Source organism: Mycobacterium sp. (assembly GCF_035633495.1).
Taxonomy (GTDB): Bacteria; Actinomycetota; Actinomycetes; order Mycobacteriales; family Mycobacteriaceae; genus Mycobacterium.
In genome coordinates, this window is record NZ_DASQEU010000004.1 from 1 (window position 1) to 21,868 (window position 21,868).

A 21,868-nucleotide genomic window follows, 5' to 3' on the forward strand; every position below is an offset into this window, starting at 1 on the left:
GCGGGCGACGTCCTCGATGATCTCCGACAGCTCACGCGAGCCGTCGAACAAGGCGTCGATCTCGCCACGGATCTTCTCGGTGGGTGATACTCGTACTGACACGGGCGTAGTCCTTCCTTCTCTGAGTTGGTAGCTCTCGAAGGAACCTACGTCCGTCGTCATTTACACCGTGGCTGGGACACGACCCGATGTCGCGACCGGTGGTTTGGCTGCTCGGCCAGGCAACCGACATCGTCGTTCGGCTGTTCGGGGGCGATCCCAGCGTTGGTAGAGAGCAACTTTCCCCCGACGAGTTACGTGAACTCGTGATCGGTCACCCTGGGCTCACCGCCGAACAGCGAACGATCATCACGGGAGCCGTGGAGATCCACGAGCGCCGGCCTGCGCCACGTGGTCCTCGCACCCGTGTCAGTTCTGGTTTCCCGGCGTGCCGCGCTGTACGCGCTCAGGGCTACCGGACGGATCGCCCGGTCACTGTCTCGGACGGCGCGGCCTCATTGAGCTGTGGGACGCTGAAGCTGCCGCAGGCAGCCGATGCGGCTCGCCTGGATTCGACCGATCGGTAGCGTAACGCGTCTGACCTGCTGGGGACTCTTGGCCTTGCCACAACCGCACCCGTTGACGACCTTTGGCTCTGTTACAGCGTGTCCGGCCGGTCGTACATTGAATCGGCTATTTCTCAACGTAGGGAGTACGAGCGTGCCTACCCGCGATAACAGCGAGCATCTGGCCGAGACCGCGCTCCTCGATTATGGCCATGCCTCGCTGAGGAAGTTGATCTGCGATCGCGGCTGGCGGTCGCTGCCGGTCGGCCGGCGCATCGGCGCAGTCTATTCGTTCGTGCGCGATGAGATTCCATTCGGCTACAACATAAGTGATCGGATCTCCGCCTCACAGGTCCTCGCCGATGGCTATGGGCAATGCAACACCAAGACGATCCTTCTCATGGCGCTGCTGCGCGGTGTCGGTATCCCGTGTCGTGTCCACGGGGCGACGATTCATAAGCGACTGCAGAAGGGCGTCGTCAACGGTCTGTGGTATCGGATGGCGCCAAAAAACATCATCCACACTTGGGCAGAGGTACTGGTCGACGGCCGCTGGGTCGCGATGGAGGGCGTCATCCTCGATAGCCGCTACCTCGATGGTCTCCGGGCGCTCGTATCGCAGAACCATGGTGCGTTTCTCGGCTACGCCGTCGGGACCGACGACCTGGCAAGCCCGCCGGTCGACTGGCAAGGCGATGACACTGCCATTCAAATGACCGGCGTCAACTCCGATCTCGGTAGCTACGACGATCCCGATGCGTTCTACGCCGAGCACGGCGCGAACCTCTCGGGATTCAAGGAATGGCTGTATCGCCATGTCGTCCGTCAGAGGATGAACGGGAAAGTCGCATCCATCCGTGGTTGCCCGCCGACGCCGTCGTGTGTCGCGCATTCCGCTGCTGCCCGAGGGCGATCGGGGCCGGCAACAGGCCCTGGCAAGTGAAGTCGGTGTCCTCGAACGGCATTGCCATCAGCGGAGGCCGAAGCAATCCGGCCACAACTGATCGCCAGCTACTTTCCCTTTGCGCGCTATCAGCGGCGTACCAAACGGATCATCCCGGTAATCAAACTGACGAGGCTGGAGTCCGGCAGTCTCACGCCGCGCACAGTGGCGGCGCCGCGGGATCGGTCAGCGCCCACAAGGGTGGACCGCCATTCGGATGACGGGGGATCGCCCCGAGTCGCTCCTTCACCGTGACGACGTCGGGCTCGCGCACCGAACTGGTTCGACGGTTGCGCGACGACCGCGGTGAGCGGTCAGCACCGCCGTGGCCCGCCAGCAATGCGCGACAGCTAAACGCGGCCACTAGGACTGACGCCAAAGGTCATGAAGTGAACGGTGATGTGCGGCCAGGGTTCATCCCGACCACCGACACGGCGGACACCGGAAAACGTGACGGCATCCCGACCTTCGCTGAGGAGCCGCAGAAGGCGTTCTCCGCGCTGATCGGCGAACTCACCGCCAGCCAAAAGCGGGCGCTGGCCGTCTCTATGGTGGTGATGTTGCTACTCGGGACGTATTTTCTCCGCGGCTACTTCATTCTCATTGTTGTCGCGACGGTATCGGCATACCTGCTCGCGCCGCTCTTCAACCGGTTGAATCGACATTTTCGCTCAAGCGTGTCGGCGACCCGCGCTGTCTTATCGGCGCTCGGCTGTGTAATCGTACCCGAGGAGGCTGCGCGAATCATTCTCGGGGGCGTGGCCAACGGGGAGGGCATCATCGCCTTCCCTGACGGCCCGAAAGAGCGGTGGCGCCAATACCGGACGTCGCCCGAGACGGTCGAGGTGTACCTCAAGGAGCTGGCCCGGCTGCGGCGCAGCGCCTTCGCGTCGGGCGATGCCCTGTACCGCCCAGCCCGACCGCCGGGGGACACCTGAGCGCGGCCGGCGGGCGGGTCGGCTATGTCCGCAACCAGGCCACGGCCGCCGCGCTCGCCAACATTGTGCTCAACCCGCTCATCGAGTGGGTCCTGAACCGTGAGAAAGGCTTTCAGCCGTTCTGGGGCAGTGACGGTGTCGTCGTCAACATGGCGCTGACGTCACTCATCTTGTCCGTGTTGGTCGCACTGTTCGCCGCGCGCGGCGTGCATTACGAGCTGGCCACCAGTCGTATCGCTGCTACTGGCATGGCGGCGCGGACACCACGGCTGCTACGGCGCCTGCCGGGCCGACCCGGGTGGTTGGGTCTGCTGCTCGGAGTTGGTGCCGCAGCTGTCGTGGCCGTCGCGCTCTGGCTGCTCGACGTCGCCGGCGTTTCCGGTCTGTCCTTCGGCGGACTGCTGCTCCTCAAAGCCGTGTACTGCGGCGGGCTCGGTTTCGCTGTGGCGCGCTGAACGATCCTGCGGCAGCTGTTGCCGTCCGAACATACCCCATAGGGTATGCTCCCGGCCGTTATGGTAGCTGCCGGCCTCCATTCCCACGGCCGCCTGAGCGTCCGGGCGTGGGCGGGCCGGCGATGACCTGCCGGACCTTCCCACCGGTCGGGTGCACGCACCGGTCCCTGCGCCACGCGGACGATCTCCGGTCAGCTCGGCTGGCGTGGGTGAGGAAGGACCCGCGCAACACTGCCCGGTGACCTTGTCCCCTACTGGTTGGCTGGTTGACGCTTGAGGCTGGGCTGATGAGCAGACACGGTCGGGCTGACCTCGCCGCTGTCGCCGAGGCCGCGGCAGCATCCGGGCATCCGGCGGTGCGGCTGGAGCGGGTGGGACGAACATACGGCTCCGGGCCGGCCGCGGTTGAGGCGCTCAAGGGTGTGGACCTCGAGATCTGGCCCGGTGAGTTCGTCGTCCTGCTGGGTCCGTCCGGCTCCGGGAAGACCACCTTGCTCAACCTGGTCGGCGGCATCGAAGAGCCGACCGGTGGGCGGATCGAGGTGGCCGGCACCGACATCGCATCACTACAGGGCAAGGCGCGTACGGCTTATCGACGCGATCGGGTCGGGTTCGTGTTCCAGTTCTTCAACCTGGTGCCCACCCTGACCGCACTGGAGAACGTGGAGATCATCGCCGAACTCACCGGCACGGATTGCGCTCGGCGCAGTCGCGAGGCGCTGGCGCGGGTGGGTCTGTCCGACGTCGCCGACCGTTTCCCCGGTCAACTGTCCGGCGGTCAGCAGCAACGGGTGGCGATCGCGCGTGCGATCGTCAAGGAGCCGCCGCTGCTGCTGTGCGACGAGCCGACCGGCAGCCTGGACCTGGCCACGGGCCGTCAGGTTCTCGCGGTTCTGCGCGACCTCGCCCGTGAGGGGCACCACACCGTGATGCTGGTGACTCACAACTCGGCGATCGCGGCCATGGCCGATCGGGTGGTGTGGCTGCACTCGGGGACTATCGCCCGCCAACAACACGTCTCGGCCCCGGTCGAGGCACAAGTCCTCGAATGGTAAGTCGAGTCCTGCTTCGCAAGTTGCGCCGGGATCTATGGCGGCAGCGATGGCAGTTCCTGGCCGCAGCGCTTGTCATCGCTATCGGCGTCGCGGTCTACGTCGCGGCCACCGACGCCTACGCGAACCTCAAGCAGTCCTTCGACCGGGCCTACGCCACCCAGTTGCTGCCCGATGCCGTGCTCACCGGACCGGCTGCGATCGGCCTGCGCGATACCGCGCAAGCCCTGCCCGGCAATCCGATCGTCGAGGTCCGCCAGCAGGGCGACGTGGCCATCCGTGTCAACGGGCACACGTTGCTCGGGCGGGCTGTCAGCGTGCCCGCCGGGGCGCAGCCGGCCGTGTCCCGGCTTGCGCTGCGGGCGGGCGACCTGCCCGTACCCGGCCAGGTCGTGACCGAAGAACACCTCACCGAGCACTACGGCCTGCGGTCCGGCGACACCGTCGAACTACGCGGGCCCACCGGCTGGCAGAGCGTCCACGTGTCGGGTTCGGCCCTGTCGACGGAATATTTCTGGCCGGCCCGCTCCCAGCAGGAAGTCATGACTACCCCTGAGCATTTCGGTGTGGTGTTCGTGACCGCTCCCGACATGCAACGACTGGTTCCCGAACCGGTTGATCAGCTGCTGCTGTACGCGCAGGATCGCGCGGCGGCCCCGGCACTGGTCACGGCGGCAACCCAACTGGCGGGATCACACGGACTGGGCTTTGCCACCCGTGACGAACAGCCGTCCTATCGCGCACTGCAGGACGACGTCGATGCGATCGGTAGCTTCGCCAGACTGCTGCCGTGGGTCTTTCTGGTGGCCGCCGTGGCCGGCACCTACGTGCTGCTGTCCCGTCTGGTCGCCGCGCAACGCGGCGTGATCGGCACCCTGTCCGCCAACGGCATGTCCGGGCGCGCCCTGCGCGCCCACTATCTCGGGTACGGCGTCACGGTAGGTCTGGCGAGCGCGGTGCTGGGACTGGTCGGCGGCTACTTTCTGGGCGGCTGGTTCACCACCCAATACACCCACGCGCTGGGGTTGCCGCTACGAGTGACCTCGGTGCACCCGGCGAACTTGATCATCGGAGCCCTGGCGGGCACGGTCGCCGCGGCACTGGCGGCATGGATCCCGGCCCGGGCCGCGTCACGCATGAGCCCGGCCGAGGCGATGCGAATAACCCCGCCGGGCACCCGCGGCGGAGTCAGTGTCGTGGAACGGCTCGTGCCGCCGATCCGGCGCCTCCCCGCCCGCTGGCGGATGACACTGCGGGGCATCACCCGCAACCGCCGGCGCACGGTGCTGACCATCGTCGGCGTCGTGATATCAGTGAGCCTGGTGCTGGTCTTCGCCGGCCTGCGCGACACCGTCGCCAACGTCATCAACCGCCAGTACGGCGGCATCGAACTCCAAGACGCCCAAGTACTGACCACCCCCGGCTCCGCCGATGCCGTGGCGGCCGCCCTACGCAGCGACCCCCGCGTCACCGCCGTGGAGCCGTTCACCAGGATGGACGTCACACTGCAAGCCGGCAACGCCCGCTACGAGACGCTGTTGGTGGCACTACCCCCCGACACCCAGATGCACCGGTTCACCTCAGGCCGGTCCGCGCAGCATCTGCCGGCCAACGGTGTCTTGCTGGGACAGGGCCTCCGCCAGACCCTCGGCGTCACTTTGGGCGACCGTGTCGCGGTGACCGATCGGCAGACCGGAATCCGCATCGAGCAACGGGTGGCCGGATTTGTCGACGAGCCGATGAGCCCGGTGGCCTACATCTCGACGCAACAGTTGGGGCCCGCTGCGGCCACCGGGGTGATGCTCAAGCTGGCCCAAGGCACCCCGGCCGAGTCGATGAGCCAAACCGTCACCGCGATGCCCGGTGTGATCGCCTACCTGTCCACCGACTCCGTCGCCACAACGATTCGGGAGGCGTTCTCCCTGTATGACGCGTTGGTCGGGTTGATGCTGATATTTGCCGCGGTGATGGCCGCGGCCCTGCTCTACAACGCGATGTCGGCGAACATCGGCGAACGCAGCGGAGAGCTCGGCACACTGCAGGCCGCGGGGATGGGCGCCGGTCTGCTCGGTCGGTTGGTGGCAGCCGAGAACCTGCTGCTGGTCGTGGTCGGCCTGCCGCTCGGTCTCGGCGCCGGGGCGCTGCTCGCAGACTGGTTCATGTCCACCTATAAGACGCAGGGCTACACTTGGCATCTCGACATGCAGACCACCACGCCGCTCATCGTCGCGGCGGCGGTCCTGATCGCCGCACTGCTCGCCCAGGTTCCCGCGACCCGCGCTATTCGACGGATGGACGTGGCGAAAGTGGTCCGCGAGCGTTCACTATGAGTCGGCGCGCGGCGTTAATCGTCGACGGACACACAGCACGGCGGTATTGGCAAGACGATCTTGCAGTTCTACCGGGATCGAAGTAGACCGCTAGAGCGAGCCGCGCCCACTGTGTCAAGAACAGGGGGTCGACTCCGGATGCCCGGGTTGCCGGCGACCCAGTCGCGTGATCGCGGCGGCCACCGGCTCCGAGTCCTCGCCGTTGAGCTCGGCGATCAGGTCGTGAGCCAGGAACGGCACCTGCAGGCCGCGCCGGCGCAGCTGGCGTTGCAGGGCGAGCGTGTACATCCCGGGTCCGGCGCTGACTTCGCCCCGCACGATAGCGTTGACCTCGGCGGCGGTGACGGTGTCCGGGTCGACATGCGCCAGCCCGTCCAACACCCGCGCGGTGTCCAGACGCTGCTCGAGTCCGCAGCTGGGCGACCCATCCACGCCCAGCACTGCGGCCACGTCCAGCCCGCTGCGCTGGTAGTCCGCGGCCTGTGCGGCCACCGCCCGCGCCAGCCGTCTGTAGCGCCACCGGGTGTAGGCCAGCGCTACCGGCAGCGCGATCCGGCGCAGCCAGCCCGAATTCAAGACCGGTGACCCGTAGGTGCGCAGCAGATGCCGTTTCAGCACCCCACCCCACACCCGCTCCTCCGGGCATGGCATCTGAACCATCCCGAACCCGGCAGTTACGCAGGCGTCCACGATCTCGGCCACGCATCCCGGACGGCAGGCGCCACCGAGATAGCGGGTGTTCTCGTTGAGCAGGCAATGCGAGACCAGCACCACGCGCCCGGACCGGGCATCGCCCAATCGCGCCGCCAGTTGCTCGACCCGACGGGGTTCGGCCTTGCCCGGCCGGGCTGGGTCCGGCTCGGGTGAGGCTGGGCTGCGCCCCGTTGAGGCTGTGCGGCTGATCGGGGGTCCTGCTGTCCGGCGTGCTGGCCGTGCACCCGCAGCGGTGGATCCGCTGCTCACAGCTGGGTTCACCGGTGTCAGCTCGATCACCGGGATCACCCGGTCGGTGCGCCGGCGGTAGCGGGCGAACGGCCGGTAGGTGGCGTCCAACCGCGGCCACACCGCCTGCGCCTCAACAGGTTCCAGTACCCGGGCGTGGCACGCGATCCGGCGGCCACCGACCTGGACATCGACCTGCGGGTCGGCGATCAGGTTCAGGTACCAGGCGGGTGGGGCATCCCGGCCGGCGAACGACGCGGCCACCCAGTACCTCAGATCAGCTCCGTCACCGCGGTGCACGTAGTACAGCGGCGTGGACCGCGCCTCGCCGCTACGACGGCCCGTGGTGGTCAACACCAGAACATCCCGGGCCAAGAACCCGGCCCCGCCGAAGCGACGGAGCATCCACAGGTGCAGCCGGCTACCCAGCCGTACCGCTCGCGGGTGTGGGCCACCCGTGGTCATCGCGCTGGCGACCCGCTTGGTCAGCCCGCGCTCCCGCTTGGCCGTGCCACCCACCGCATCACATCCTCCGGACCAACACCACCCGCGCCGTCACCGGCGCACACCCAGGATGCGCCCGGCAGCCCCACCGCGGTGGACTCCGGCCGAATTCCGTCTGGTGGCGTGGGTTTCCTCGCGGCTCTCGAGTTCTCGGCGCCACCCCTTTGAATGGCCGGCGGCGAGCGATCACCGGTGACCACCTGACCCGTCGCGGGCATGTTCCCACAGCAGTGCGCAAGCTACGAGCACACCGGCCCAGGCGGCTCCCAACACCCAACCCGCGATCACATCGCTGAGATAGTGGACCCCCAGGTAGATCCGGGTGAATCCGACGCCGCCGATGATCACGGGTACTGCGGTCCATACGGCCACGCGGATGTTCCAGGACCGGACGATCCAATGGCTGATCATCCAGCCCGCTACCAGCGCCCAGACGGTCATGCCGGTGGCGTGCCCGGACGGAAACGAGTACCCGTCGGCGTTGATTGCCGCGTAAGGCATCGGTGGGCGGTGCCTGGCGACCACGAGTTTCACCACCGTTACGGCAACACCGACCCCGCTGAAGCCCAGAATGGCTAGCAGGACCGGCAATCGCGAGCGGGTCCGCCAGGCTATCGCTACACACACCACTGCTGTCACCACAGCCAGTCCCACCGGGCTACCCAACTCGGTAAGCGCCCGCATCACCACCGTCAGTACCGGCTCGCGGTGGGCAGCCAGCCAACCCGACAGTGGCCGGTCTACGCGCGCGATCCCGTCACCCTCCAACACGCTGTCGAGAAGTTTGGCGAATACGACCGCGAGCCCGCACAGCGCGATCAGTCCCCCGACCAGCGTGAGCAGCCCGGCCTGACCCACACCAAATCGGCGCTCGGGAAAGCACGCCGGTAAGCGTTCGCCGATATGGACGCAGGTCCAGCGCACCACTGCCCGCCACACCGCACTGACGACGCTCCGCACGCGACGTTCGTTGTAGGCCAGCCACAGCGCGGTCACGGCCACCGCTGCGAACGTCGCGATCAGGGCCGCGCTTACCGGTCCCACGGATTAATCCTGTGGGCGATCGCCCAGATGCGATGGTGCGGGGCCGGTCGCGGCCGATCAAACGCCCACCACATTCGGTCCGGCCGAAGCAAACCCCCGGACCGAGCCCGCTGCCGCGGACGTGTGCCGGTCGCGGATTCGGTCACGGCCCTACGGGTCGTTGGGTGTCGTGTCGGCCTGGCGCGTGCTGGGTTTCGACCGTGTCGGGACGCTCGGTGTCGGCGAGCGTGAAGTAGTTCTCTTCTTCTTGCAGGAAGTGCAGGCGCAGCAACGCATACAGCCCGTAGAGGCAGGCGCGCAGATCGTCGATCTGGTCGGGCTGGATGTCGCCGGCGCTCTGAGCCAGTGCGAGGTGGTTGCCGATCCGATCGGTCAGCCGTTGGATCTCGGCGTGGGTTCTGCTCATCGTGGCGGTGACTTCAACGCTGCCCAACGGCGTGGCCAATGCCGGGTAGAGCTCGGTCTGCTCAGCGTTCTCGTGCGGCAACAGTCGCTCGGTAAGGAAGCTCTGGGCACGGTCCAATGCATCCATCGCCGGTTTGCCCGGCCCAGTGGCAAGTTGATCGGCGGCATCACGCAGCAGCGTCAGCGCGTCGCGTAGCTCGTCGTGTTCGCCGGAGAAGCGGCGCAGCATCTCTTCGGTTTCCTGCGGCAGCTCGACCCCGGCGGCGGGGTTGCCCCGCAGCGCGCGCAGGGCGTTGAGGATCACCGCGACGTCGATGCCTTCCTGAAGCAACGCCCCCGCCGCGGGTGGCAGCCAGCCGAGGGCAGCAACACCCATTGCCAGCAGGGACAGCACCATACCGACCACCGCGCTTTGCACCGCGATGCGCCTCGACCAGCGTGCGACATCCATCGCATCGGCAAGCCGGTCCAACCGGTCGGTCGTCAACACGATGTCGGCGGCCTCCGAGGAAGCGGTCGCACCCCGGGCGCCCATCGCGACACCGACGGTGGCCGCGGCGAGCGCGGGGGCGTCGTTGACGCCGTCGCCGACCATCACGGTCACGGCGCGTTCCCGTTCGGCCCGCACGGCAGCCACCTTGTCAGCCGGGCTCTGGTCGGAGTACACCTCGTCCAAGCCCAAGACGGTGGCGACCTCCCGTGCGGGCGCCGCGCGGTCGCCGGTGAGCATGACCAATCGGTTCAATCCGGCGGCGCGCAGCCGTCGTACTGTTCGGGGGGCTGTGCGGCGCAACGGGTCTCGTAACAGCACCGCGCCGATCGCCGCATCGTCGACGTTGACCCAGGCGATCGCGGCGGTGTCGAGGCTCGCCCGGTTGACCGCCGCGCGGGCCCACCCCGCGTCGGACGCTGCGCCGTTGAGTTTGCCCACCGCAACCCTGGCGCCGTCGACCGTGGCGGTCACGCCTCGGCCGGGCTGCTCGACCATGTCGACGGGCAACGACAGCGACAGGTTCCGGGCGAGGGCTTCGGTGACGATCGCCTCGGCCAGCACGTGGGGGGACATCTGGTCCACCGACGCGGCCAGCCGCAAGATCTCGGTGCTGTCGCGACCAGGTGCGGCCAGGACGTCGACGACGACCGGGCGACCGGCGGTGAGGGTGCCGGTCTTGTCCATCACGAGCGTCGTCGCGTGGCCGAGGTTCTCCAGGGCACCGCCACTACGAATAACGACACCTAGCCGAGAGGCCCGTGACAATCCGGACACGATCGCCACCGGCGCGGCGAGTAGCAACGGACACGGCGTCGCCACCACCAGCACCGCCACCGCCCGCACCGCCGACCCGCTGGCCAACCACGCCACGCCCGCCACCACGAGAGCCAACGGCAAAAACCATGCGGCGTAGCGGTCGGCCAACCGAACGATCGGTGCGCTCTCGGCGCCCGCCTGCTGCGCCAACCGCACAATCCCGGCGTAGGTGCTGTGCTCGGCGGTGGCCGTCGCGCGGATCTCGAATGCGGTGGCGGCGTTGACCACGCCGCTGCGCACCGGCTCACCGACCGCGCGTTCGACCTGCAGCGGTTCACCGGTGAGGATCGACTCATCGAGGATCGCGACCGCGCCCTCGATCCGCCCGTCCACCGGCACCACCTCGCCGGGACCCACCACCAGCAGATCCCCCACCGCGACCTCGCCCAACGGGATCACGCTCACCGCGTCACCGACCCGCCGCCGGGCGAAACGAGGCGCATGCTCGAGCAATGCCCGCAAATCATGGGAGGCACGCCGCTGCGCCGCCGCATCCAGGGCGCGCCCGGTCGACAGCATCACTGCGATCAACGCGCCGGCCACGTACTCGCCCACCCACAGCGTGCCCACCAGCGACAACACCGCAAGCAGATCCACCCCGGCCCGGCCCTTGCGCAACGCGACGACCACCCAGACCAGCGCGGGCACCACGGCGGTCAGCGTGCCCGCGACCCAACACCCGTCGGCCACCGCACGCCACCCAATAAGCCACGCGATCCCGCCGAGCCCCAGCGCCGCTACTGTGACCACCAGCAAGGTCGGCTCAACCAGCGACCTCAACCGCTGCAACGAGGTCTGGGCGGTCGGCCGTGAGTCGGTCACCCCGCACTCCGGCCGTCGACGCCACGCTGACGGCGGTATTCGGCGAAGCGTCGACCACCGCGCGCTTGATCTAACCCGATTTGGACACCTGCGCTCATTGCCGTTCCCTACTGCCCGCCGATATCGACATCGGGATTGGTTCTCGCACTGGATATCTCGCTTCCCTCGGCAACACTCATCGAATTTTCCCAGCCGCTAGGTGCGCCGAGCTCACCTCGCAGGCGAACGTAAGCCGATTGCTGCCCCTGACGTTAGAAGTCGGGTGCCGGTTGGTCGAGAGCCGTTGGTCACCATCCTCACGGTCGAACGGCCGTAATCACTTTGCCGCCCAACGCGGTTTCTCAGCTCCGCACCTTCTCGTGGTTCGCGGCGTTCCCGCGACGGAAAGAGCTAGATGCGGATCAGTTGATCCGGGGCCTCGCACGTCGTAGGGGCCGTGGTCGATCGTGCCGAGTCGAAGCGATCACCCCGGCAGAGTCGATTCCGTCGTCACGTCAGTCCTCGCGCAGGTTGCGTGGCAGTCAACGAGCTCCGCATTCTGATCGCGAAGCCGGAATGGCGGGATTTCAGCTGATCGGGTCAATCGCCCGCTATCAACTGGTGGCCCTCCTGACTGCGTTCAACACGCTCAACTCACCGGGGGTGCAGCAGAATCGGTCGCGATTGCGTCCCGTAGCGCCGACACCGCCAGGGAAGCCTTCATCCCTCATTCCGGCGAGCAGCCGACGATCCGATTGGAAGGACGTCCCCGGCTGAGTGGGCCTCTAAGGGAACTGTCCCGCGGTACGCCAAGTTCGGGCGGCATGTTCGGTATCGGCTGGGGCGACGTAATCGTCTGGGAATGCTAGCAATTCGCCGAGGACACGCGCAGCCCTGCGTGAGCATCATTGGTGGATGATTTACGTGTGGAAGCCTCGGCGGGCGATGCCCCGCTAGCGAGGACAGGGTTAGCCCGTGGCGGGCAGGCCGTCGCTGCGCATAGGGCAGCACGTCAAGATTACGCGGAGTTATCTCGGCGGCGGACTGTGGTTGGCGCAGTGTCGGTTTCGCGACTCAGATGGTGTGACGCGTCGAGTCCAGCGACTCGGGCCGCCCGATGAGCACGACAAGTACGGCAAGCTCGCGTCGGACGCCTTAATAGAGGCACTCGCCGATCGTCGTCCGCCATCCGGGTCGGACACAATCGGTCTCGACACGTTAGTGATGACGTTGGTCGACCAACACATAGTGCGCCTAGCCGAGGACGACCGTTCGGCCCGGACGCTAGACACCTACCGCTACGACGCCAGCAAGCTGGCCAAGTTCTTGGGCGGCGTCAAGGTGGGGGAGTCGTCGGCGCGACCCCGACAACTTCGCCGGGCAGTGGCGCAAGACCCGCGACGAGTTGGGTGTGCCGGACGTCGGCCCGCATCGGGGCCGACCACCTCGGGCATGCCAAGGTGTCGATGACGCAGGACCGCCACATGATCCGCGGCCGGGTGCACAACCAGGTGGCAGACCTGCCGGACAGAGCCGTCACCGCCGACTCAGGTCCGACATAACCGACGAACAAACGGCGACCGACGATGCAGAGCACGGCTAAATACCCACTCTGACCAGCGCCCCCGGCAGGAATCGAACCTGCGACCTAGGGATTAGAAGGCCCTTGCTCTATCCGACTGAGCTACGGAGGCAGCGCCCGGAGAGTGTATCTCCCGTCAGATCTGGCAACCGCCGCACAACACGGGTATTGCGACCCGCCGTATCTGGCAGCGGACTAGCGTGGACCCCGCACTCGGTGACTACGGCAGGAGATCGACAGACGATGAGCGACGTGCCGGAGATCGATGCGGCCGGACTTCCCGAGGAACTGAGTGCGGTCGACCAGTTGTTGCACCGTGGGGAGGCCAATCCGCGCACCCGCTCGGGGATCATGGGCGTCGAGTTGCTCGACGCGACACCGGACTGGGAGCGCTTCCGGTCCCGCTTCGAGAACGCGTCCCGCAAGGTGCTGCGACTGCGTCAGAAGGTCGTCATGCCGACGCTGCCGACGGCGGCGCCCCGGTGGGTCGTCGACCCCGACTTCAACCTCGACTTCCACGTGAGACGGGTCCGCGTGCCCGCGCCAGGCACGCTGCGCGACGTGATGGACCTCGCCGAGGTCGCCCTGCAGTCGCCGATGGACATCTCGCGGCCGTTGTGGACGGCCACCCTCGTCGAGGGACTCGCCGACGGCAAGGCCGCCACGATGCTGCACCTGAGCCACGCGGTCACCGATGGTGTGGGCGCCATTGAGATGTTCGCCAACATCTACGACATCGAGCGCGACCCACCTCCGGCGAAGGAGGCGCCGCTCCCCATTCCGGAGGACCTCTCGCCGAACGATCTGATGCGCGAGGGCTTCAACAAGCTTCCCGGCTCCATCGCTAGTGGCCTCCGCGGTGCGATCGGGGGCGCCGCCCACGCGGTTGGCAAGGCCGTCCGCGATCCGGTGTCCGCGGTCGGTGGCGTCGTCAACTACGCCAGGTCCAGCGCGCGGGTGATGGGGCCGGTGGCCGACCCGTCGCCGCTGCTTCGTCGGCGCAGCATGTCGTCGCGCACCGAGGCCATCGACATCAAGTTCAGCGACCTTCACAAGGCGTCGAAGGCAGCGGGCGGCTCGATCAACGACGCCTACCTCGCCGGCCTGTGCGGTGCCTTGCGGCTGTACCACGAAGCCAAGGGTATTCCGATCGCGACGCTGCCCATGGCGGTCCCCGTCAACCTGCGTTCGGACGACGATCCCGCGGGCGGCAATCGTTTCGCCGGAGTCAATCTCGCCGCGCCGATCGGCATCGTCGACCCAGGAAAGCGCATCCTGAAGGTGCGCGCTCAAATGATGATCAAGCGCGAGGAGCGGGCGATCGACATGGTCGGTGCCATGGCGCCGTTGATCAGCCTCCTGCCGGACAGCATCCTCGAGTCGGTGGCCGGATCGGTCGTCAACTCCGACGTGCAGGCCAGCAATGTTCCCGTTTATCCTGGCGATACCTTCATCACCGGCGCGAAGATACTGCGGCACTACGGGATTGGACCTCTCCCCGGCGTCGCCATGATGGTGGTTCTGGTCTCGCGGGCCGGGTACTGCACGATCACCACCCGCTACGATCGCGCGGCGATCGCCGATGAGGCGTTGTGGGCCAGGTGCCTGCAGGCCGGGTTCGACGAGGTGCTCGTGCTCGGCGGTGACGGGCGATCCACGCCCGCCTCGTTCACCTCCGATCAACCCGTTCCGACTAGTTCGGTGTCCACCTCGGCCAATGGGAGTGCCGCGCAATGAGTCCGCAGAATGGACAACCCGCCCGCCGGGGAGACAACGTCATCCTGCGGTTGCCCGGTTCGGTCGCCGAGATCGAGGCCAGCCCGGAGGGACCCGACGTCGGCGCGTTCTTCGACCTCGACGGCACGCTGGTCGCCGGCTTCACCGGTGTGCTCATGACGCAGGATCGCCTGCGACGCGGGCAGATGAGCGTCGGCGAGTTCATCGGCATGGTGCAGGCTGGGCTCAACCACCAGCTCGGGCGATCGGAGTTCGAAGACCTGATCGGCAAGGGCGCCCGAATGTTGCACGGCAACTCGATGAGTGACCTCGACGAGCTCGGGGAGCGGTTGTTCGTCCAACACGTCCAGAAGCGCATCTATCCGGAGATGCGTGCTCTGGTGCGCGCACACATGGCGCGCGGCCACACCGTCGTGCTCAGTTCGTCGGCGCTCACCGTCCAGGTCGAGCCGGTCGCCAAGTTCCTCGGCATCGACAACGTCCTGAGCAACAAGTTCCAGACCGACGACGACGGCCTGATCACCGGCGAGGTGCTCACCCCGATCATCTGGGGGCCGGGCAAGGCTCGCGCGGTGCAGGCCTTTGCCGCCACGAACGGTGTCGACCTGGCCAAGAGCTACTTCTACGCCGACGGCGACGAGGACGTCGCACTGATGTACCTCGTCGGCAACCCCCGGCCCACCAACCCCGCCGGCAAGCTGGAAGCCGTTGCGGCCAAGCGCGGTTGGCCTGTTCTCAAGTTCAGCAGTCGTAGCGGTAGTAGCCCGGTCTCACAGATCCGCACGGTCGCCGGAATCGCTTCGGTGTTACCTGCTGCGGCCGGCGCCATCGGACTCGGATTGCTGACCCGCAACCGGCGCACCGGAGTCAACTTCTTCACGGCCGCGTGGACTCGGCTGCTGATGACGTCGATCGGCATCGACCTGAACGTCGTCGGTGAGGAGAATCTGACCGCCAAGCGTCCCGCCGTCTTCCTGTTCAACCACCGCAACCAGGTCGACCCGTTCATCGCGGGCCGACTGATCAGCGACAACTTCACGTCGGTCGGCAAGAAGGAGCTCGAGAAGGACCCGCTGATGGGGACGATCGGCAGGGCGTTGGACGCGGCCTTCATCGACCGCGACGATGCGAAGGCCGCGGTGGAGGGCTTGCGCAAGATCGAAGAGCTTGCGCGCAAGGGGATTTCGGTCCTCATCGCCCCCGAGGGCACCCGGCTGGACACTACCGAGGTCGGGGAGTTCAAGAAGGGTCCCTTCCGAATCGCCATGGCGGCCGGTATCCCGCTGGTGCCCATCGTCATCCGCAATGCGGAGGTCATCGCCGAGCGCAATTCGAGCACGTTCAATCCGGGCAGCGTCGACGTCGCGGTGTTCCCACCGATCTCGGTCGATGACTGGACGACAGCAAATCTGAGCGAACGCATCGCCGAGGTCCGCCAGCTCTACCTCGACACGCTCAGGGACTGGCCGCGCGGGGAGCTTCCCAGCGCCCCTCTCTACGAGCGCGAGGCCAAACCTGCCAAGAAGGCTCCCGCCAAGAAGGCGGCGGCCAAGGCCCCCGTGAAGAAGGCCCCTGCCCCACGACGGGCCGCCGCGAAGGCTCCGGCGAAGAAGGCTGCCGCCAAGGCGAATCCGGCCAAGAAGGGGCGGCCGTGAAGGTCACCGCCGACGCCCTGCACAGCTTCACCCCCACCGCCGACGCGCTCGTGCTGGCGTCGGTGGGTTCGCCCGCCGAGGTCGAGATGCTCGACGACTGGCTGGCAGCCCAGCGTCAGGCCCACCCCGATGCGCGCATCGAGGTGCTACAACTTCCGAGCGACGACGAACCGGCCCCGACCATCCTCGCGCGCCTCGTCGAACTGCTCGAAGTCGATGAGGACCGCTCCGTCGTCCCCGTGCGCGTGTTCTGGATTCCCGGCGGTCTACCAACCCGCTCGAAGGTGGTGGCGTTCCTCAGTGGTCGGGACACCTATCGCCCGCCGAAGTTGTTGCAGCGCGGCATCCTTCGCAAGGATGCTTCGCGCGCGCGTGTGGTGGCGGGCGAGCCGGCGAAGGTGTCCGAGCTGCGCCAGAACTGGAGCGACACCACGGTCGCCGAGAACCCGCGCGACTTCGCCCGCTTCGTCAGGCGGCGCGCGGAGCTGGCGATCGAACGCGTCGAGCTACGGCTGCTCGGGCCGGAGTACAAGTCACCCCGGTTGGTCAAGCCGGAGATGTTGGCGTCGGCCCGTTTTCGAGAAGGACTCGAACAGATCCCCGGCGCGACCGTGGAGTCGGCAGGCGAGATGCTCGACGAACTCGCGACGGGTTGGAGCCGGTTCTCCGTCGACCTGATTCCCACGTTGGGCCGTGCGATCTTCAGCAGGGGGTTCGACCCCCACATCGACTACGACCGCTTCGAGGTCGAGGCGATGCGGGTGGCACTCGAGAATCATCCTGCGGTGCTGCTGTTCTCGCACCGTTCCTATCTCGACGGCGCGATCGTACCGGTCGCGATGCGGGAGAATCGGCTGCCACCCGTGCACACCTTCGCGGGCATCAACCTGTCTTTCGGGCTCATGGGTCCGCTGATGCGTCGCTCGGGCGCCATCTTCATTCGCCGCAAGCTCGACGATCCCACCTACAAGTACGTGCTCAAGGAGTTCGTCGGCTACATCGTCGAAAAGCGGTTCAACCTGAGCTGGGCCATCGAAGGCACTCGCTCGCGGACCGGAAAGATGTTGCCGCCCAAGCTCGGTCTGCTCGCCTACGTGGCCGACGCCTACCTCGCCGGCCGCAGCGACGACATCCTTCTGCAGCCCGTCTCGATCAGTTTCGACCAATTGCACGAGACGGCGGAGTACGCCGCGTACGCCCGCGGCGGCGAGAAGACGCCCGAGGGGTTGTCCTGGCTGTACAACTTCATCAAGGCCCAGGGCGACCGCAACTACGGCAAGATCTACGTCCGCTTCCCCGAAGCCGTCTCGATGCGCAAGTACCTCGGTGAGCCTTACGGGCCGATGACCACCGACGAGGGGGCCAAACGTCTTGCGATGCAGAAGATGGCCTTCGAGGTGGCGTGGCGCATCCTTCGCGTCACTCCGGTCAACGCGACGGGATTGGTGTCGGCGCTGCTGCTGACCACCAACGGGGTGGCGCTGACACTGGGTCAGTTGCATCACACGGTGCAGGACGCTCTGGACTACCTCGAGCGCATGAAGACGCCGATGACCAACAGCGCGATGCGATTGCGCACAACCGACGGAGTGCGCGCCGCCGTTGATGCGCTGTCGGGTGGTCATCCCGTCACGCGGGTCGATGGTGGCCGGGAGCCGGTCTGGCGCATCGCCCCGGAGGACGAACACGAGGCGGCCTTCTACCGCAACACCCTGATCCACGCCTTCCTCGAGACGTCGATCGTGGAGTTGTCGCTGGCCTACGCCGGACGCGCGGAAGGCGATCGCGTCGAGGCCTTCTGGGCGCAGGCGATGCGGCTGCGTGACCTGCTCAAGTTCGACTTCTACTTCGCGGACTCGGCGGCGTTCCGTACGCACATCGCCGAGGAGATGTCGTGGCACGACGACTGGGAACAGCACGTCGCCGCGGGTGGCAACGAGGTCGACGCGATGCTGCGGGCCAAGCGCCCGCTGATCGCGAGTGCCACGCTGCGGCCCTTCATCGAGGCGTACGAGATCGTCGCCGACGTGCTCAGGGGAACGCCTCCCGAGATCGGCGAGAAGGACCTCACCAAGCTGGCGCTTGGCGTCGGGGGTCAGTACATCGCACAGGACCGGGTCCGCAGCAACGAGTCGGTGTCGGCGCTGCTGTTCGCCACCGCCCGACAGGTGGTCGCCGACCAGAACCTGCTCAAGCCCGCCGCCGACCTCGAGGAACGTCGCGCGGCCTTTCTGGCCGAATTGCGCGGCATTCTCGGCGACATGGACAAGGTGGAGCAGTTCTCCCGCGAGCAGTTCTTCGTCCGCGAACTGGTGAAGCGCAAGCAGAGCGGGTGACGGCGCAGTCAGGAACGCGCCATACGCTGTTGGCATGACCACTACCGAGGCGCGGGCGACGACCCGCCTCAGCACGGTCTGGCCGATCCTGTTTGGCGTCGGTCTACTGGCCGGTGCGACTGCCGCGGGCCTTGCCGGGCTGTCGTTGGCCGATGCGCTGACCGCGACCGGGCTGCCCAACCCGGGCCCCGTCACCAACTACGGACTCCCGTTCGTGCGGGCCGCAGGGGAGATCGCCGCCGTCGTGGCGGTCGGCTCGTTCCTCCTCGCCGCCTTCCTGGTCCCGCCGCAGAAGAACGGCGTCCTCGACGCGTCGGGCTACCGGGCGCTGCGGTTGGGCACCGTCGCGTCGGGCGTATGGACCGTCTGCGCGGCGCTGCTGGTCCCGCTGACCGTCTCCGACATCACCGGCCAACCGCTGACCAGCCGCCTCGACCCCTCGGCGATCTGGTCGGTGGCGAGCCTGATCGACGTCGCCGGGTCATGGCGCTGGACTGCGCTGTTCGCCGCGATCGTGACGGTGGTCAGCATCCCGGTACTGCGCTGGTCATGGACACCGCTGCTGTTCGCGGGCGCACTCGTGACCCTGCTCCCGCTTGTTCTGACGGGCCACTCGTCGGCGGGCGGGTCGCACGATCTCGCCACCAACAGTCTGTTCATCCACCTCGTCGCGGGCGCCCTGTGGGCGGGTGGTCTGCTCGCGCTGCTCGCGCACGCGATCCGCGGGGGCGAGCACGCCGACCTTGCCGCCCGTCGATTCTCCGCCGTCGCGTTGTGGTGCTTCCTGGCGATGGCAGCGTCCGGGGTGGTCAACGCCCTGGTCCGGATCCGACCCGAGGACCTGGTGGACACCAGCTACGGCTGGCTGGTCGTCGGCAAGGCGGTGGCGCTGTGCGTTCTCGGGGTGCTCGGTTGGCAGCACCGTCGCCGCGGCGTGGCCGCGCTGCAGGCCGATCCGGACGCGCGGGGCCCGTTGATCCGACTGGCGTTGATCGAGGCCGGCGTGTTCGGTCTGACCTTCGGCATCGCCGTCGCGCTGGGGCGCACCCCGCCGCCACCACCCGCGGTGTTCAACCCGTCGGTGACGGCCGTCGAGATCGGCTACGACCTGGCGGGTCCGCCGACCGTGGCGCGAGTTCTGTTCGACTGGCGCTTCGACCTGATCCTCGGCACGGCGGCGATCGTGTTCGCAGGCCTGTATCTGGCGGGGGTGTGGCGGCTGCGCAAACGGGGCGACGCGTGGCCGGCGGGACGGATCGCGGCCTGGCTCTGCGGCTGCGCCGTGCTGCTGTTCGCGACGTCGTCCGGGATCGGTCGCTACATGCCCGCAATGTTCAGCATCCACATGTCGGCGCACATGCTGCTGTCGATGCTGGTGCCGGTGCTGCTGGTGCTCGGGGCGCCCGTCACCCTGGCGCTGCGGGCCCTGCCCGCCGCGGGCCGCGACGATCCGCCCGGCCCGCGAGAGTGGCTGTTGGTGGCTCTGCACAGTCGGGTGTCGAAGTTCCTGACCAACCCGATCGTCGCGACCGTGATCTTCGTCGCGGGGTTCTACGGCCTGTACTTCGGCGGCATCTTCGACGTCGCGGTAGGGAGCCACGCCGCCCACGTGGCGATGAACCTGCACTTCCTGCTCACCGGCTACCTGTTCTACTGGGTGGTCATCGGGGTGGATCCGACGCCGAGACCGATTCCTCCCATCGCCAAGTTGGCCGTGGTGTTCGGGTCGCTGCCACTGCACGCCTTCTTCGGGGTGGTGCTGATGGGAACGAAGGCCGTGCTGGCCGGTGACTTCTATCAGTCGTTGCAACTGAGCTGGCACACCGACCTGTTGGCCGATCAGCGTCTCGGCGGCGGAATCGCTTGGTCAGCAGGCGAAGTCCCGCTCGTCCTGGTGCTGATCGCGTTACTCGTCCAATGGCGCCGCACCGACCGTCGAACCGCCGTGCGGTTGGATCGCGCCGCCGACCGGGACGACGATGCCGACCTCGCGGCCTACAACGCGATGCTGGCCAAATTGTCGAAGCTCGAGGAGCGCTAGGCGCCGCCTGCATTCGCCGATGGTTCAGATGGCCAATCGTCGTTCGTCGGTTCCTCGCCAGACGTCGACGGCATCCTTGAGGGGCAGTCCTAGCGCCTCGCACAGTCCGACGACCGTGCCGAAGCTAGGGCTGGGCAGACGGCCGACTTCGATCTTGCGTAGCGTCTCAGGGGAGATTCCAGCGTTCCTCGCGATGACCTCGGGATCGCGAGCAGCGCGTACCGTCCTGATCAAGGCGCCTAGGCGTTGCCCCGCTTGCACCTGCTCGGGACTGAGTGGAACGCGAACCATGCTGATCATGCTAGCCGGTATTCAAATACCGGCCCCCTTGATACTGTCGAGCGGTATAACAATACCGTTCCTGTAGAAGGTCACGCGTGATCGAACTCAAGACTGCCAACGGGATCGAGAAGATGGCGATCACTGGCGCATTCGTCGCCGAAACCCTCGCCGCGTTGTCGATCGACGCGCAGCCAGGCGTGAACCTGTTACAGCTCGAGCACCGTGCCCGCAATCTGATTTCCGCCCGCGGTGCGACGTCCTGCTACTGGGATTACGCGCCGTCATTCGGCCGCGGCCCGTTCCGCAGTGTCATCTGTCTCTCGGTCAACGATGCCGTGCTGCACGGAATGCCACGTCACCACGTGCTACGGGACGGAGACGTATTGAGTCTGGACTTCGCGGTGTCGATCGACGGTTGGGTCGCCGACTCCGCGCGGACGATCGTCGTGGGAGACGGTGCCGACGTCGCTGACACAGCGCTGATCGAGTCGACGCAACGGGCTCTCGACGCGGGTATCGCCGCGGCAATACCTGGCGGTCACCTCGGTGACGTCTCCGCGGCAATCGGCGACGTCGCCGCCGAAGCCGGATATCGGGTCAACGTCGAGTTCGGCGGTCACGGGATAGGTCGCACCATGCACGAAGACCCTCACATCCCCAATCGCGGGCGACGCGGTCGCGGACTGATGCTGAGGCCCGGCATGACCTTCGCGCTGGAACCGTGGTGGTCACGGGACAGCGATCGTCTCGTCATCGATGCGGACGGCTGGACGCTACGGTCGGCCGACGGCTCGAACACGGCGCACTCCGAGCACACCATCCCCCTACCGAGCACGGGCCACGCGTCCTCACTCGTGCGGCCGGATGAAAAGGCAGTCACTGCAATCGGATTCATGCAGCCGGTAGCGGCCGCCACTTCATCCACAGTCCGCGGTTCATCCACAGGCCGCTGCCCGACCGTTTCTTC

General features: G+C 67.2%; 13 protein-coding genes, 1 tRNA gene and 1 pseudogene. 10 read left to right on the plus strand and 5 right to left on the minus strand.

The genetic code is table 11. The features are described from left to right. The first annotated feature begins 699 nt into the window (after window positions 1-699). The 5 genes from VET27_RS00620 to VET27_RS00640 all read left to right on the plus strand — a co-directional run bounded on the left by VET27_RS00620 (window position 700) and on the right by VET27_RS00640 (window position 6,263). Window positions 700-1,488 carry a transglutaminase-like domain-containing protein gene (locus VET27_RS00620; protein ID WP_526514456.1) on the plus strand — a complete coding sequence of 263 codons (789 nt, stop codon included), beginning with the start codon at window positions 700-702 and terminating at the stop codon, window positions 1,486-1,488. Window positions 1,489-1,778: 290 nt separating this feature from the next. Continuing rightward, complete coding sequence (locus VET27_RS00625; RefSeq protein ID WP_526514457.1) at window positions 1,779-2,426, plus strand: AI-2E family transporter; 648 nt, start codon at window positions 1,779-1,781, stop codon at window positions 2,424-2,426. Window positions 2,427-2,491: 65 nt separating this feature from the next. Then, window positions 2,492-2,881 carry a hypothetical protein gene (locus VET27_RS00630; protein WP_526514458.1) on the plus strand — a complete coding sequence of 130 codons (390 nt, stop codon included), beginning with the start codon at window positions 2,492-2,494 and terminating at the stop codon, window positions 2,879-2,881. Between the two features lie 287 nt (window positions 2,882-3,168). Next, on the plus strand, window positions 3,169-3,936 hold the full coding sequence (locus VET27_RS00635; protein ID WP_526514459.1) for an ABC transporter ATP-binding protein: 768 nt from the start codon (window positions 3,169-3,171) through the stop codon (window positions 3,934-3,936). Continuing rightward, window positions 3,930-6,263: an ABC transporter permease gene (locus VET27_RS00640; protein WP_526514460.1), complete on the plus strand. Its 2,334-nt coding sequence runs from the start codon at window positions 3,930-3,932 to the stop codon at window positions 6,261-6,263. Before VET27_RS00635 ends, VET27_RS00640 begins: the two co-directional genes overlap by 7 nt. Window positions 6,264-6,377: 114 nt before the next feature. Here the strand turns inward: VET27_RS00640 and VET27_RS00645 are convergent, their stop codons facing one another. From VET27_RS00645 to VET27_RS00660, 4 genes are all read right to left on the minus strand, one after another. Continuing rightward, window positions 6,378-7,724 carry a nitroreductase/quinone reductase family protein gene (locus tag VET27_RS00645; protein WP_526514461.1) on the minus strand — a complete coding sequence of 449 codons (1,347 nt, stop codon included), beginning with the start codon at window positions 7,722-7,724 and terminating at the stop codon, window positions 6,378-6,380. Between the two features lie 171 nt (window positions 7,725-7,895). Continuing rightward, window positions 7,896-8,753, minus strand: coding sequence for a phosphatase PAP2 family protein (locus tag VET27_RS00650; protein WP_526514462.1), 858 nt, complete (start codon window positions 8,751-8,753; stop codon window positions 7,896-7,898). Between the two features lie 142 nt (window positions 8,754-8,895). After that, window positions 8,896-11,289, minus strand: a complete 2,394-nt coding sequence (locus tag VET27_RS00655; RefSeq protein ID WP_526514463.1) for a heavy metal translocating P-type ATPase — start codon at window positions 11,287-11,289, stop codon at window positions 8,896-8,898. A gap of 1,599 nt (window positions 11,290-12,888) precedes the next feature. Further along, a tRNA-Arg gene (locus tag VET27_RS00660) sits at window positions 12,889-12,962 on the minus strand. 131 nt (window positions 12,963-13,093) lie between these two features. Here VET27_RS00660 and VET27_RS00665 point away from each other — a divergent pair. From VET27_RS00665 to VET27_RS00680, 4 genes are read left to right on the plus strand one after another with little or no spacing between them, the layout of a single operon-like run. Next, window positions 13,094-14,587 carry a wax ester/triacylglycerol synthase family O-acyltransferase gene (locus VET27_RS00665; protein ID WP_526514464.1) on the plus strand — a complete coding sequence of 498 codons (1,494 nt, stop codon included), beginning with the start codon at window positions 13,094-13,096 and terminating at the stop codon, window positions 14,585-14,587. Beyond that, complete coding sequence (locus tag VET27_RS00670) at window positions 14,584-16,242, plus strand: HAD-IB family hydrolase (RefSeq protein WP_526514465.1); 1,659 nt, start codon at window positions 14,584-14,586, stop codon at window positions 16,240-16,242. The genes VET27_RS00665 and VET27_RS00670 overlap by 4 nt, the downstream gene beginning before the upstream one ends. Next, window positions 16,239-18,578, plus strand: coding sequence for a glycerol-3-phosphate 1-O-acyltransferase (locus VET27_RS00675; RefSeq protein ID WP_526514466.1), 2,340 nt, complete (start codon window positions 16,239-16,241; stop codon window positions 18,576-18,578). Before VET27_RS00670 ends, VET27_RS00675 begins: the two co-directional genes overlap by 4 nt. A gap of 34 nt (window positions 18,579-18,612) precedes the next feature. Further along, complete coding sequence (locus tag VET27_RS00680) at window positions 18,613-20,619, plus strand: bifunctional copper resistance protein CopD/cytochrome c oxidase assembly protein (protein WP_526514467.1); 2,007 nt, start codon at window positions 18,613-18,615, stop codon at window positions 20,617-20,619. 24 nt (window positions 20,620-20,643) lie between these two features. Here VET27_RS00680 and VET27_RS00685 read toward each other — a convergent pair whose 3' ends face one another. Beyond that, entirely contained in the window at window positions 20,644-20,910 is a 267-nt protein-coding gene (locus VET27_RS00685; RefSeq protein WP_526514468.1) for a helix-turn-helix domain-containing protein, read from the minus strand. An 86-nt stretch (window positions 20,911-20,996) separates the two neighbouring features. Between VET27_RS00685 and map the strand changes: the two are divergent. Then, window positions 20,997-21,769: pseudogene (gene map / locus VET27_RS00690) on the plus strand (type I methionyl aminopeptidase). Window positions 21,770-21,868 lie beyond the last annotated feature (99 nt).